Source organism: Nocardia sp. CA-128927, assembly GCF_050955855.1.
Lineage (GTDB): Bacteria > Actinomycetota > Actinomycetes > Mycobacteriales > Mycobacteriaceae > Nocardia.
On record NZ_CP192087.1, the window covers coordinates 1963126 to 1977446 of the forward strand.

The 14321-nt window shown below is 63.6% G+C and carries 12 protein-coding genes and 1 pseudogene; 9 read left to right on the top strand and 4 right to left on the bottom strand.

The window, feature by feature from the left end; translation table 11 throughout:
* Nucleotides 1-26: 26 nt before the first annotated feature.
* On the top strand, nt 27-653 hold the full coding sequence (locus tag ACQPW1_RS09285) for an IS3 family transposase (RefSeq protein ID WP_433662322.1): 627 nt from the start codon (nt 27-29) through the stop codon (nt 651-653).
* Here ACQPW1_RS09285 and ACQPW1_RS09290 read toward each other — a convergent pair.
* Genes ACQPW1_RS09290 through ACQPW1_RS09305 form a run of 4 tightly spaced genes read right to left on the bottom strand, consistent with a single transcriptional unit; the run spans nt 626 to nt 3731 of the window.
* Entirely contained in the window at nt 626-1021 is a 396-nt protein-coding gene (locus tag ACQPW1_RS09290; RefSeq protein WP_433662323.1) for an MlaD family protein, read from the bottom strand. The two genes, ACQPW1_RS09285 and ACQPW1_RS09290, sit on opposite strands and share 28 nt — an antisense overlap.
* Nucleotides 1018-2058: an MlaD family protein gene (locus ACQPW1_RS09295; RefSeq protein WP_433662324.1), complete on the bottom strand. Its 1041-nt coding sequence runs from the start codon at nt 2056-2058 to the stop codon at nt 1018-1020. Before ACQPW1_RS09295 ends, ACQPW1_RS09290 begins: the two co-directional genes overlap by 4 nt.
* A 6-nt stretch (nt 2059-2064) precedes the next feature.
* Complete coding sequence (locus tag ACQPW1_RS09300; protein ID WP_433662325.1) at nt 2065-2928, bottom strand: ABC transporter permease; 864 nt, start codon at nt 2926-2928, stop codon at nt 2065-2067.
* Nucleotides 2925-3731 (bottom strand): MlaE family ABC transporter permease, encoded by an 807-nt coding sequence (locus ACQPW1_RS09305; RefSeq protein WP_433662326.1) that lies wholly within the window; start codon nt 3729-3731, stop codon nt 2925-2927. The genes ACQPW1_RS09300 and ACQPW1_RS09305 overlap by 4 nt, the downstream gene beginning before the upstream one ends.
* A gap of 421 nt (nt 3732-4152) precedes the next feature.
* On the opposite strand from ACQPW1_RS09305, the gene ACQPW1_RS09310 reads away from it, so the two are divergent.
* The 8 genes and pseudogenes from ACQPW1_RS09310 to ACQPW1_RS09345 all read left to right on the top strand — a co-directional run bounded on the left by ACQPW1_RS09310 (nt 4153) and on the right by ACQPW1_RS09345 (nt 13468).
* On the top strand, nt 4153-4782 hold the full coding sequence (locus ACQPW1_RS09310) for a TetR/AcrR family transcriptional regulator (protein ID WP_433662327.1): 630 nt from the start codon (nt 4153-4155) through the stop codon (nt 4780-4782).
* 171 nt (nt 4783-4953) lie between these two features.
* Complete coding sequence (locus ACQPW1_RS09315; protein WP_433662328.1) at nt 4954-5256, top strand: SDR family NAD(P)-dependent oxidoreductase; 303 nt, start codon at nt 4954-4956, stop codon at nt 5254-5256.
* Nucleotides 5257-5780: 524 nt separating this feature from the next.
* Nucleotides 5781-7058 carry a group II intron reverse transcriptase/maturase gene (gene ltrA, locus ACQPW1_RS09320; protein WP_433655162.1) on the top strand — a complete coding sequence of 426 codons (1278 nt, stop codon included), beginning with the start codon at nt 5781-5783 and terminating at the stop codon, nt 7056-7058.
* Between the two features lie 64 nt (nt 7059-7122).
* Nucleotides 7123-7716: pseudogene (locus tag ACQPW1_RS09325) on the top strand (SDR family NAD(P)-dependent oxidoreductase); the annotation flags it as partial.
* Nucleotides 7713-8576 (top strand): SDR family NAD(P)-dependent oxidoreductase, encoded by an 864-nt coding sequence (locus tag ACQPW1_RS09330; RefSeq protein WP_433662329.1) that lies wholly within the window; start codon nt 7713-7715, stop codon nt 8574-8576. The pseudogene ACQPW1_RS09325 and the gene ACQPW1_RS09330, both read left to right, overlap by 4 nt.
* A 10-nt stretch (nt 8577-8586) precedes the next feature.
* Entirely contained in the window at nt 8587-10113 is a 1527-nt protein-coding gene (locus tag ACQPW1_RS09335) for a flavin-containing monooxygenase (protein ID WP_433662330.1), read from the top strand.
* On the top strand, nt 10110-11648 hold the full coding sequence (locus ACQPW1_RS09340; protein ID WP_433662331.1) for a flavin-containing monooxygenase: 1539 nt from the start codon (nt 10110-10112) through the stop codon (nt 11646-11648). The genes ACQPW1_RS09335 and ACQPW1_RS09340 overlap by 4 nt, the downstream gene beginning before the upstream one ends.
* Entirely contained in the window at nt 11645-13468 is a 1824-nt protein-coding gene (locus ACQPW1_RS09345; RefSeq protein ID WP_433662332.1) for an SDR family NAD(P)-dependent oxidoreductase, read from the top strand. The genes ACQPW1_RS09340 and ACQPW1_RS09345 overlap by 4 nt, the downstream gene beginning before the upstream one ends.
* Nucleotides 13469-14321: the final 853 nt, after the last annotated feature.

The following is a 14321-nucleotide window of genomic DNA, read 5'->3' on the forward strand; positions in this document are numbered from 1 at the left end:
GGGATGTCTTTCTGGATGAGGCACTAGTGCGTCGATTGATGCGTGAGCTGGGCTTGCGGGCCTGCCAGCCGCGGCCGTGGCGCCCGATCACGACCGAGGGAACCGAACACCGCCTCCCGGACCTGGTGGGACGCGACTTCGGCGCCGACGCACCGGGTCGCAAGCTCGTCGGTGACATCACCTACATCCAAACCGGTGAGGGCTGGCTGTATTTGGCGACCTGGATCGACTGCTATTCGAAGATGGTCGTCGGCTGGTCGATGGCCGACCATTTCCGTACATCGTTGATCTGCTCCGCCCTCGATATGGCGGCATCCAACATCGAGTTGATCGACGAGTGTGTCATTCATTCCGATCGCGGCTCGAATTACACCTCGTATGAGTTCGCGAAGAAGCTGGCAGACTTGGGTTTCCGGCAATCTGTGGGTCGTACCGGCGTGTGCTGGGACAACGCGATGGCCGAATCCTTCTTCGGTGCTTTGAAAAATGAGTGGATCCATCGCCTGACGTTCGCGACGCGAGACGAAGCACGTTCTGCTGTTGTGCAATACATCGAGGGCTTCTACAATCGCAGGCGGATCCACTCGGGGATTTCTTACATGACCCCGTTGGAAGCCCACGATGACTACATGACTCGGCAGCAAGCGGCGTGAACTAACCACCGGTCAGCTGTCCGGGATTCTCGTGGCCCCTCAATATAGCGCTGCCCGGTCAGCGACTGGTAGCGGATGGCGAGCACGCTGGCGGTGTACACGGGACGCGCGGAGTGCACGCTGAAGTCGACCTGGGCGCGGGTGCCGTCGAGGTGGATGCCGGTGACCTTGCCGACGGACACCCCGTAGATGCGCACATCGTCACCGGACTTCAGCCCACTCACATCGGTGAAAAGGGCGTGATAGGTGTCGGTGTCGCCGTGTACGGGTCGGGTGATGGCGGTCGCGATGACTACCAGCAGTCCGACCATGGCGGCGGCGAACAAGCCCAGTCGCCAGCTCACGCCGAGGGTCGATCGTCGTGTCATCGTGCCCCTTCCAAGCCGGTGAGCGCCTGTTGACCCAGCAGCGGTACCGCGATTCCGGGTACGCCGCGCAGGGTTACGGCGAGGTTCACCTTCGGCCCGTCGGGAGTGTCGGCGAAGATGCGGTCGAGCCGGTCGATCAGCTCGCTCAACTGCGCGTGTGATCGGTCCGGAGTCGGCACGGTGGCGGCGAGGGCTGCGACCAAGGGGGTGAACATGTCTGCGTAGCCGGTGAAGTGGGCGCGGGCGACGCCGCCGAGTGCGGCGATGGCCGGGAACGCTTGATCGGTCACCATCGAGACGGAGGCGTCGTACCGTGCGCGATCGTTGTTGAACACTTCGATGGACAGGATGGAGTTCAGCAGGGTCAACGTCGCCGAACTGAAGGTCCCCAGACCGCCGAAGAACGAAGCATATTGATCGAGCAGAAACGACGGCGGGTAAATCTGAGTGTCGGCGATCGCCCGGCTCATCGTCACCATCGCCTGCAGGATCGGGGTGAACGCCCGGAGGTCGCCGCTGAACTCTCGGAGCAGGTCGGCGAGCCGGGGCGTGAACACGTCGGTGGAGGTCTGCGTGAGCTGCCGCAGCAGGGCACCCATGGTCGAATCCTGGACCTTGCCAACCAGATCGATCACCGCATCGGCGCGCAACGGTGTGCCGCCGGAGCCGGGGCGCAGGGTGACAGCGCTGATCCCGAACAGGTTCTCCGGTGAGTAATCGACGGTGATCGCGTCGGTGAGTCCGGCGATCTGGTCGCGATCGAGGCCGAGGGTGAGTAGTTGGCGACCCTGTTCGACACTGGATACCGCTAAGACTTCCCCGACCGCGACACCCTCGACCCGCACCGAGGTACCCGAGGTGACACCCTCACCGATCTGGTCTGTGCGCAAACGGATTTCGAGGCGCTTGCCCTCGGAGGTGTCTCGCAACTGGCTGCCTGCGATCCCCAGGACAGCCACGATGACGGCGGCGACCAGTCCGAGGATTCGGGCCCGCTTCGAGGTGGTGGCGACACCGGGAATGGTGTAGTTCGGCATCTGAGGTCACCCAGTGAATTCGATCGAGGAATTGATGCCCCACAGCAGCAGCGTCAGCACCATGTCGAGGCCGATGATGGCGACGAAGCTGGCGCGCACCGCACGGCCGGAGGCGATACCGACGCCTTCGGGGCCGCCGGTGGCGAAGAACCCGTAGTAGCAGTGGATCAGGATGACCGCGACGCCGAAGATGAGGATCTTGATCGTCGCGGCGAGAATGTCGTAGCCGCTGGTGAATTGGAAGAAATAGTGGTCGTAGACGCCGCCTGCCTGGCCGTGTAGCAACACCACCACGGTGTCGCAGGCCAGGTAGGACAGGATCAGCGCGATCAGAAAGGTCGGCACGATCGCTACCGCGCCCGCGATGACCCGAGTGGTCACGACGAACGGAATCGACCGCAGGCCAAGGGATTCCAGCGCATCGATCTCCTCGGAGATGCGCATGGAGCCGATCTCGGCGGTCATTCGGCAGCCCGCTTGGGCGGCGAACCCGACGGCCGCGGCGATAGGTGCCAGTTCGCGGGTATTGGCGAACGCCGACACCACACCGGAGACCGAACCGAGGCCGACCAGGTCCAACGCGGCGAAGGCCTGGATGCCGGTGCCTGCGCCCATGGCGAGGCCGAGCACGATCAGCATCGGCACGGTGCCGCCACCGACGATCAATGATCCACGGCCCCAGGTCATATCGGTGACCGCGCGCAAGGTCTCGCCGCGATACCGCCGCAGTGTCAGCGGAATCGACGACAGCGCCTGCCACAGGAAATCGAGCACGAACCCGGCGCTCTCGAACGGTGCGAGCGGGCGCGCGTACCCGGCGGCCTGATAGATCCACCGGGTGCCCTTGGGGCGATACGGAGCGGCCATCATGCGACCCGGATCGGCAAGAACATCGTGACCACCTGCGTGATAACGAGATTGACGACGATGACCGCTGCCACCGACAGCACCACCGCCGCGTTGACTCCGTCTGCCACACCACGTGGGCCGCCGCCGGCCTCCAGTCCGCGCTGGCAGGCCACGATCACCACGATGAAGCCGAACAACACGGCCTTGCTGAGGGAGACCCACACATCGGTCAGCACCGCGAACGACCCGAAGGTCGCCCAGTAACTACCCGGTGTCACGTTCTGCGCGCCGATGGCCACCGCGTACCCGGACACCACGCCGACGAAGATGACCAGAATGTTGAGCAGCGGCGCGACCAGCAGCATCGCGACCATGCGCGGAATCACCAGCCGATGCACCGGATCGATACCCATCACCTCGAGCGCCGCGATCTCGTCCCGAATGGTGCGTGCCCCCAGATCGGCCGCGATCGCCGAGGCGCCCGCGCCGCCGAGTAGCAGTCCGGTGGCGATGGGCGCACCCTGCTGAATGACGCCGAGCCCGCCCGCTGCGCCGATCAGCGAATCCGCGCCGATTTGGTGGATCAGATTGCCCACCTGCACCGAAACCACCACCCCGAACGGGACAGCCATCAGCACCGCGGGCAGTGCGGTGACAGTGATCAGATACCACGCCTGATCCAGCATCTCGCGCCACTGGAACCTGCGCGTGGTGACATCGGAAACCGTGCCCCGTACCGACCGCAACGCCAGATCGACTACCCGCCCGAAGGTTCGCAGGCTCGACCGCGTCGTCTGCACGACATTGGTACGGGCGACCTGCATTGCCGAGGCGGCATGGCCAGATCTCGGAGCCGGTGACTGGGACGCCTTCAAAGGGCTCCTTCCAGAGCACGATTGCATAGTGATGGTCCAGCGGGGCAGGGTTCCGGCGGAAACGGAATCAACCTATCGACCGTTGCAGCAATCTGATGGCAACGCGCGGTGTTGCGTGGGTTGGTCGCGCGGTCGAGTCCGGTCGTCGTACTGGGATCGAGACGGGTGCTGGCCCGGGAAGGCCGGATATCGGCCATCGCGTCCTCCGTGACGCCGTCGCTGCAGCCGCCTATTCGCATTGCATTGATTTTTGAATACTAGCGGTATCGGAGTTGGCTGTGCAATAGCCGGGATAGCGGCGGTATCTGAGCCGCCTGTCGCAGATTAGGATCGGTGGTGGACCGATCACGTCGATGAGGAAAGGTGTGCGATGCCAGGCGAGCGCAAGCGGGTCACCCGCGCGGAGTCTCGGCAGCGCACCAAGGAGGAGTTGCTCGACGCCGCCGAGGAGCTGTTCCTCGCCGACGGGTTGCACGGCACGACCGTTGCCAAGATCGCTGCCGCGGCAGGGCGTACGCAGGGGGCGATCTATGCCAATTTCTCCAGCAAGGAGAACCTCTGCGCCGAAGTGCTGCTGCGTTGTTACCTGCGCACCTTCGCCGGTCTGGTCGCCGATATGGCCCAAGTCGCCAGCTCGCCCGACCGGCAGATCGACGCTCTCGGGGACTGGTATCGAGCGCTGGTCGGCGAGGAAAGCTTGATCGCGCTGGCCGCCGAGTACGCACTGGCCGTGCATAAAGATCCAGACCAGATGGCCGTCTCGCACGGGCATATCGAGATGGGCCGAGGATTGCTGGGTGCGATGCTGTCGACCGTCTTGTCGGTCGACGCCTCACCGCAGCAGCGCGATATGGCACTGCTGGCAGTGATGGCGACCGGTACCGGACTCGCCTTCGGTCGCACCCTTGGAGTCGTCGATGACGACCAGGTCATCGAGCTGCTCACTCGAACGCTGCGCCTCTGGGCGGCCGACCTCGAACATCATCCGAACACCTACTGACCCCTGATTCCATCGCTCCCGACATCGGGGTAGTGGACGTCTTTGTCAAATTTGGGATTGCATCAGTATCTGAATGCTCCTACTCTCTGAGTCAGTAGCCATGAAGACTGACAAGGGAGTCGTCCAAATGATCGGCACAGACACCACCACGGCGATCCGAGGGCGGCGAGCATGTCGGTAACCGTGGTGACGGGTGCGGGCAGCGGCATCGGCCGAGCCACGGCCCAGCGATTCGCCCGCAAAGGCTCAACAGTGATCGTGGCCGACATCAACGAACAGACCGGCGCCGACACCGTCGGGCTGATCGAGCGCGAGGGCGGTCGTGCGGTGTTCCGGCGGTTGGACGTCGCCGATGTCGCCGAATGGGAGACCTTCGCCGACTGGGTGTGCGCAGAACACGGTGTGCCCCAGGTGGTGGTGAACAACGCCGGAATGTGTGCCACGAACAACGAGGAGGTCAGTGTAGGTAGCTGAGCTTGGAGTTGATGCTGTGCCAGAGATGAAGGTTTGGCCCTTCGGAGTCGCCGCTCGGGCGGAGGCTTCAAACCGCCACATGCTGCGTTGGCTGAAGACCGTCGTGGTGAGCGATGTGGAAAAGGCGTCGTGAGAGGCGTCAGGTGGGGACCAGGAAGATGAGTGAACCCGAACCGCTGTTGACGTGTCGTTACGTTCGAAGTGACGTCGAAACCGTGGCCATGTTCCGGGCTGCGGGAGCTGGGCCTGACAGGTTGTCCCGATTGATGGTCAGGTGGCGTCCGGCATTGAGGCGGCATGAGCCTGGTCTGCGGCTTTGGCATGGAACGTGGGAAGGCGTGCCCTGAAACCGTTTTCGTCGAGTAGATCGGCGGCGAGAGGGAAACCCCCGTCGCGGGGTGCGCCGGCGGACCGGCTCGTAGTAGTGGTGAAGCTTCTGTAATGGGTGTGGAGCGAAGGGGCCGGGTCGTCTGTGGCTGTTGTTTGTCCTGTCAACCGGGCCGTGTGGTCCGGGAGGAGCTGTGGTGAGCGAGCTGAAGTCGTCAGCGAAGTCGTTCGAGATTTTCAAGTGGGAAGTTCAGGAGGCATACGAGAAGGTCAAAGCGAACAAGGGTGCGCCGGGAGTGGACGCGGTGAGCTTGGCGGAGTTCGAAACCGATCTGAAGAACAATCTGTATCGGATCTGGAATCGGATGTCGTCGGGCAGCTACTTTCCGCCTCCGGTCAAAGCGGTGGAGATACCGAAATCGCATGGCGCGGGCACGAGGATGCTCGGGGTGCCCACGATTGCGGACAGGATCGCTCAAACGGTGGTGGCCGCGAGGCTGGAGAAGAGGGTCGAGCCGATCTTTCATCCGGATTCTTATGGTTACCGGCCGGGGCGGTCGCAGTTGGACGCGGTCGGGGTGGCTCGGCAGCGGTGTTGGAGATACGACTGGGTCATCGACTTGGACGTGGAGAAGTTCTTCGACAGTGTCCCTTGGGATCTCGTGCTCAAAGCGGTCCAGGCGCACACCGATCAGCGTTGGGTGGTGCTGTATGTGAAGCGGTGGCTCGAAGCGCCGCTTCAACTGCCCGATGGCACTGTGGCGCAACGAGATCGAGGTACCCCGCAGGGGTCCGCGGTCTCGCCTGTACTCGCGAACCTGTTCCTGCATTACGCGTTCGACATGTGGATGGTCCGGGAGTTCCCCGATGTCGTGTTCGAACGTTATGCCGACGATGCGATCGTGCACTGCGTCAGCGAACGCCAGGCTCGCCTGGTGCTGGCCGCGATCGAGAACAGGATGAGCGAGGTCGGGTTGCGGTTGCATCCGGACAAGACCCGGATCGTGTACTGCAAGGGCGGCAAACGGCGGGGCTCGGCTGAGCATACGTCGTTCACGTTCCTCGGTTACACATTCCGCGCTCGCAGTGCTCGCGACAAGCAGGGCAGGGTGTTCACCTCGTTTCTGCCCGCGATCAGTAAGGACGCTTTGACCAGGCTCGGTCGTACGGTACGGGGGTGGCGGTTACATCGCCGCACCGATCTCGGTTGGGCTGAACTCGCCGCGATGATCAATCCGGTCGTCCGGGGTTGGATGAACTATTACGGGGCGTTCTACCCTTCGGCGATACATAACCTTCTGGCCCGCATCAACACCTACCTGGTGCGGTGGATCCGCAAGAAGTTCAAACGGTTACGGCCGCGCCGCAAGGCCAGGGAGTACTGGGAACGCACCACCACCGAGTACCCGCGTGCCTTCGCCCACTGGCGTTGGGTGGCCTATCCGCTGATGATCAAGACGACAGGAGCCCGGTGAAGGGAGACCTTCACGCCGGGATCTGCGGGAGCCCGAGGGTGCAATCCCCTCGGGCCACCCGACCCTGATCGGCGGCGGCTTCCTGGAGCAGACCGGGCAGGACTGGCGGCGGATGATCGCGATCAACCTGATGAGCCCGCTAGTCGGGTCGCGACTGTTCGTCCAGCGGATGACCGAGGCGGGCGTCCGCGGCCACATCATCAACATCTGTTCGGTCGGGGCGTTCCTGCCCGCGGCGGCCGCGCCCTCCTACGTCACCGCCAAGGCAGGCGCATGGTTCGGAACTCAAGCGCTGCGTGCGGAATTCGGTCCACAGGGGATCGGCGTGAGCGCGATCTGTCCCGGACTCATCCGCACCAGCCTGGCCGCCAACGGCAGCCGGGGCGGCGCGGATAAGCAAGACAGTTCGGCGTGGGCCGCCCGGCTCGGCGGGGTGCATCGCCATTTCGGCCGGAGCCCGGACAGGGTCGCGGCGGCCATCGACCGCGCGGTGCGCTGGAACCTGTCCACCGTTCCGGTCGGCATCGAGGCGTGGGCAGGTTGGTATCTGTACCGGCTATCGCCCAGTGTGATGCGCGGCCTCACAGGGCTTTTCACGGTTTCGTTCATCGACGCTGCCACCGAACAGGTCAGCAAGGACTTGGGAGGCAAGCGATGAGGACGGTGATCGTCACCGGCGCAGGTGCCGGTATCGGCAGGGAGACGGCGAAGCTGTTCGCCCACAAGGGCGCTCGGGTCGTCATCGCTGATATCGACGAGGTAGGTGCGAAGACTGCCGCCGAGGAGATCCGCGCGACAGGCGGCCTGGCCGTCGCCCGTCGGCTCGACGTATCCGATGAGCAGCAGTGGGAAGACTTCGCCGAGTGGGTGTTCGGCGAATTCGGGCCCGCGCACGTCCTGGTGAACAACGCGGGCGTCATGGACCTGGGCGGGTTCGTCGAAATGAGCGCGGCCGGCTGGCAACGTGAGATCGATATAGATCTGATGAGCGTTGTCTACGGCTCAAAAGTGTTCGCGCAGCAGATGATCGACAATAACGTCCGCGGTCACATCGTCAACCTGTCATCGATGGCGGCCTACTTCCCGTCACCGCTGGACCCGGCCTATGGCGTCGCCAAGTCCGCAGTGCTGATGGCGAGCCAATCACTGCGCATCGAACTGCGCAGGCACGGAATCGGTGTCAGCACAATCTGTCCCGGGGCTATTCGCACCGACCTGATCGCCAACGGGCAGCGCGCGGGGTTGTCCGATGGCGAAGCCGATGAATGGCAGCGCGCGGCCAGCGGCATGCAGACACTGGCGTTCGCCGGGCCCGACAAGGTCGCCAGAGTCATCGAACGCGCGGCCCGACGCAACTGGGCGATAGTGCCGGTCAATCCCGAATCCTGGGCCACCTACGCCTTGTTCAGGTTCTCGCCGAGCCTGACTCGTGAGCTGCTCGCTCGCGCTTCGTTCGACCGAATCGAAGCGGTGATGCCGTTGGCTCGATCGATACTCACCCGACTCGCGACCAAGTGAAGGAACGGCAATGACTTCCACCACCACCCCGGATTTCGAGGTCGCGGTCCTCGGCGCGGGCTTCGGAGGCATCAATGCCGGCGTCCAGTTACGCAAGGCAGGCATCGAAAACTTCGTCATCATCGACAAGTGGGACAAAGTGGGCGGCACCTGGAACGCCAACCGCTATCCCGGTGTCGCAGTGGATATCCCGTCGTTCATCTACAGCTTCTCCTATGCGCAGAAGGGCGACTGGTCACGACTGTTCGCCCCCGGTGCCGAGTTGCAGCGCTATGCCGAGGAAATCGTCGACGCGCACGGGTTACGTCCCAAGCTGCGGCTGAACACCCGGATCACGGGGGCCCGCTTCGACGAAGCCGCCGACCTCTGGCGCGCCACCACCGACAGCGGTGAGATCACGGCGCGTTTCGTCATCGCAGGTGTGGGTGGGCTCGAGGTGCCCAATCTGCCCGACATCCCTGGAGTCGACAGCTTCGCCGGGACCGTGCTGCATACCGCGAAGTGGGACCACAGTGTGGATCTGGCGGGTAAGCGGGTCGCGGTGATCGGCACCGGTGCCAGTGCGCTGCAACTGATCCCGGAGATCGCCAAGGTCTCCGCACACCTGACGGTGTTTCAGCGCACGCCGATCTGGGTCGCGCCGAAGCCGGATTTCGCGCCGGGACCGCTCACCCGGTTCGTGCTAGGCAACCGGGTGCTGCGGTATCCGTTGCGCGCGGCCGGGATGGCCGGTGTCGAATTGGGTGTCGGCGCGGGAATGCTGGCAGGTCGGCGGATGATGCCGCTGATCAGAGGGGCCGAAGCGTTGCTGAAGCTGTGGATGCGCACCCAGGTCGAGGACAAGCGGACGCGGGAAAAGCTGACCCCGAAGTACCTGCTCGGTTGCAAGCGGCCGTCGATGCACAACGAGTACTTCAAGACCTACAACCTGCCGCACGTGAATCTGGTGACCGAGCCGATCGAGAAGATCACCCCGGACGCGGTCGTCACCGATGACGGGACCGAGCGCGCGATCGATGTGCTGGTGTGCGCCACCGGATTCAAGGTCATGGCCAAGGGCAGCACCCCACCGTTCTCGACGCGCGGCCGGGACGGAATCGATCTCAACGAGTACTGGGAACAGCACCGATACCAGGCCTACCAGGGCGTCACGGTGCCGAAGTTCCCGAACCTGTTCCTGACCATCGGACCGTACGCCTATGCCCCTGGCTCCTATCTCGTCCTGATCGAGTCGACCACCAAACACACCATCCGGGTCATCACCGAAAGCCTGCGCCGCGGCGCGACCCGCGCCGAGGTACGACAAGAGCCGCACGACCGTTATTTCGCGCAGATGCTCGAACGTGTCGCGCGCACCCCGATCATGACGCCCGCGTGCCACGGATCCAACACCTACTACCTCAACCATCAAGGCGACGCGGCCGCGTTCCGGCCCACCACCACCGTCGAGATGCGTTGGTGGAACAAACATTTCCCGCTGTCGGACTACCGGTTCACCCGTACGCCGGCCCAGCTGACCGAGAGCAGGACCGCATGAATGTCGTTCCCCAGTACGAAGTCGCCGTTATCGGAGCGGGTCCCGGTGGCATCGCCGCAGGAGTGAAACTCCGCAAGGCCGGGATCGAGAACTTCGTTATCCTCGAACGCGCCGACGACGTGGGCGGCAGCTGGCACGAGAATCACTACCCCGGCATCGGTGTCGATATCCCCGCGGTGGCCTACCAATACTCCTTCGCGCGAAACTCCAACTGGAGCAGAGCCTTTCCGCTCGGCGCCGAAGTGAAGAAGTACCACGCCGACGTCGCTCGGCGCTTCGGGCTGTACCCGCATATCCGGTTCGACACCAACGTCGAGCGCGAGCAGTGGGACGACGATGCCCGCTTGTGGAAGCTGCACACCGCCGACGGCACCATCGTCACCGCACGGTTCGTCATCAGTGCCGTCGGCGCGTTCGTGCGGCCCAAAACGGACGTGGGTATCCCCGGCGCGAAGTCGTTCAAAGGCAAAGTGCAGCGGCCTGCCGACTGGGATCACGACTACGATTTGACCGGCAAGAGCGTCGGCATCATCGGCACCGGAGCCAGTGCGGTGCAGATCATCCCCACCATCGCACCGCAGGTCGGGTATCTCACCGTCTTCCAACGCACCCCGGTCTGGTCGATCCCCAAGCCCGACTTCCGGATACCACCCGCTCTGCAGAAGGTGCTGGCCGTACCAGGGGTACAGCCCGCACTGCACGGCAGCGCACTGGTCGTGATCGATCTCGTGCTGCGCGCGATCGTCAAAGGGCCACGCGGCGCCATGCGACCGGCCATGGACCGATTCGACGCCGTTTGCATCGCCGCCTACCGACGCTATCTGAATCGTGTTGTCACAGAGTCGGATACGCGAGAGAAGCTGACGCCCAACTTCGGTATCGCCGCCAAACGTCCGACGATGTCCAACGGCTACATCAAGGCCTACAACCGCGACAACGTGTCGCTGGTGACCGAACCGATCGAGAAGATCACCCCGACCGGCGTCAAAACCCGCGACAGCACGCAGCACAAGCTGGACGTGCTCATTCTGGCCACCGGGTACGAAGTGTTCTCCGATCCGGAGACCTACCGGCCCGGAACCATTGTGGGGCGTGGCGGATTCGACCTCGCGAAGTTCTACAACGAGCACGGACTGCAGGCGTACGAGAGTGTTTCGGTGCCGAACCTGCCGAACAGATGGACGCTGTGCGGCCCGTACTCGTGGACCGGTAGCGGCTGGCATGCGTTTGTCGAGATGACCAGCGATCACGCCGTACGCGCGATCACCGAGACACGACGCCGCGGCGCGGTGGTCTGTGAGATCCGCAAGGAAGCCGCGGATGCCTATCACGAGGCGCTCTACGAGCGGGGCGAACTGCTGCGCTACTACCTGACCGAGTTGAACGCGCACGTGCCGACCTACTACCGGAACTCCCAGGGAGACACCACCTACGTGCGTCCCTCTGGATTCTTCGAAGCCCGCCGCGGCAACCGCAAGTTCCCGCTCGACGACTACAGCTACGAAGCTATGGCTGAATCGAGGATATCGGCATGAGCAGCCCCGCAGTTGCCGGAGCTACCGACTCCGCGCTCGTCACCATCGAACTGATGAACCGCGCCGGTCTCACCGCACGGGTGTCGCACGCGATATCGAAGGCAACACTGCGACCAGCCCTCGACACAGTTGCCAAGATTGCTCAGCGGGGGCCGCTGCGTGGTGCTCCCGCCTTCCGGATCGCCAACTGGGCGGAATTGGTCATCGCGCCACTGGTAGCACCCCACGGCACCGTACGACGGGCCCAGCTGTTTCCAGATTTCCGTGCGGAATGGTTGTGGCACAAGGGGATCAAAGGGCCGGACGACATCGAGCAGGGTGTGATCCTGTACTTCCACGGTGGCGGGTTCGTGTTCGGTGGCCTGCACAGTCATCGACGGTTGGCGGCACGGATCGCGAGGGCCAGCGGTGTGCCGTTGCTCAACGTCGCCTACCGGCAACTGCCAAAGGTGCACATCACTGAGACGATTCAGGATGGCCTCACCGCCTACCGCCACCTGCTTGACCGAGGTTTCGCGCCCGAAAGGATCGTCGTGGCAGGCGATTCCGCCGGCGGCGGTCTGTCATTCGCTACCGTTCTCGCGGCCGGTGAGCAAGGCCTGCCGCTGCCCGGCGGCATCGCGACCATCGCACCGTTCGCCGACCTCGACCCTACCGTGCGCCGTACTCACCCGAACGATGCGAAAGATGCTCTGCTGTCGGCGTTCTCGATATCGGTGCCTGCGCTGGTCGGCTTTGCCCACGACGGCGAACTGGACCTGTCGTGGTCTCCGGTGAATCATGATTTCACCGGAATGCCACCGGTTTTCATCCAGGTCGGCGCCCAGGAGGTGCTGCTACCCGACACCGAGCAACTCGCTCGACGCTGCGCCGAAGCAGGCGTGCCCTGCACCGTGCAAATCTGGGACAAGGCGATTCACGTCTTCCAGGCCGGAGCCGATCAACCCGAACTCGTGGTTGTCACCGGTGCCGGTAGTGGCATCGGCCGGGCTACGAGCCTGCGGTTCGCCGCAGGCGGTTCCCGTGTTGTCGTCGCCGACATCAACCAGGACACCGCGGAAGAGACCGTGAAGCTGATAGCGGATGCAGGTGGTGTCGCCTATCCGTATCGAGTAGATGTCGCAGACGTGGCCGCCCTGGAAGAGTTCGCCGAGGCTGTCCTTGCTGCGCATGGCGTCGCCGACGTGCTGGTCAACAATGCCGGTTTCGGTGCGGCCGGGACTTTTCTGGATCAGGCCCCGGCCGACATCGATCGGCTGCTGTCGGTCAATCTGAGAGGGGTGATCCACGGCTCCCGACTGTTCGGCAAGCAGATGGTTGCTCGCGGCGAAGGGGGCCATATCGTGAATATTGCCTCCGGAGCGGCGTATACACCGCTCGCGCTGCTCAATATCTATTGCACGAGCAAGGCGGCGGTGAAGATGTTCAGTGCCTGCTTGCGCGGCGAGCTGGCCGGCCACGGTATCGGTGTCACCGCAATCTGCCCCGGCGGCATCAGCACCAACATCTTCAACAATGCCGAGGTCTTCGGTTTCGACGCCGAGGAGCACACTCGCCAGCGCAGCAAGGTGACCGGATTAGCGAGAATGCTCGACCTTGTACCGGGACACAGCGCAGACTCGGTCGCCAAAGCGGTCACGGCCTCAGTACGTCGCAATACCGCAGTACGACCGGTGACCATCGAGTCGTGGTTCGCGTATGTACTTTCCTCGATCGCGCCACCGGCGATGCGGATAGCGACCCGATTGTCCGATGCCAACACGATGGCGACCTGGAGTGATCGCCTCACCCCTCGACGAGTACGTAACAGTGTCGACTAACTCGGGCAACGGTAACGGCTACAGGGGCGCGCCAATCCTGAGCGACAAGGTGTCAGCAAGCCGACCACCTACGTCCGGGCATATTCACTGACTGGCCCCGATCACGTCGCACAACAGGTAGCCACGGCACAAGGAGCGCGAACGCTCCTCGGGACACGTAGCCGGTGATTCCGCTCCTCGGGCCGAGGGAGGGCTAGCTGCTGCGTTGCGGTGTCCGGTTCGGGGGTGTTTGACCGGCTTCGCTTCGCGGTAGAAGCGGTTATCAGGCCATTACACCTTGGTTGCTGGCTTCGCATGCGTTCGGGAAAACGTGCTTGATGAGACACGCCGACACGTCCGGCCTTCGTCGGTGTTGGACCAGCGACCATCCTGTTATCTCGAAGAGGCCAGACGGTCGGGTACTCGACAGGTTCCTGACCGGGCCGAGCAAACTTCTCGCGTGTGCCGCAGGCGCGTGTTCGCGGTGTCCCGAACCCGGCAGCTGGCTTCGATGGCGGGAAGATCCCTGGTGGGGGCGCATGTGTCGGGTTCGGGGGGTTCTTGCACCCCCGAACCCGACACGGATGACGCAAAGTTGTGCGCGAGAGGGGACTCAAGCCCGTCCCCGCGACACTGATGACGTGGCCGCGTATTTGAGAGCTGTTATTTAACGTCGCTAGAGCGTAGCACGAGCTTCGCGACGGATGAGGTTTCTGCTTTATCTTGTTGTGCTGTAACGCGTTTCGTGGCGACTGGGGTTGTTGCTGGGCGAGTGGACTGGTTTGGGTTGTCGGTGTGGGGTTTTGGTTCGGCGTGTGTGGTGTTGTCGAAAGGTTTGCTGAGGGAGGGGATTCGACTGCGGGGTGGTGCCGGT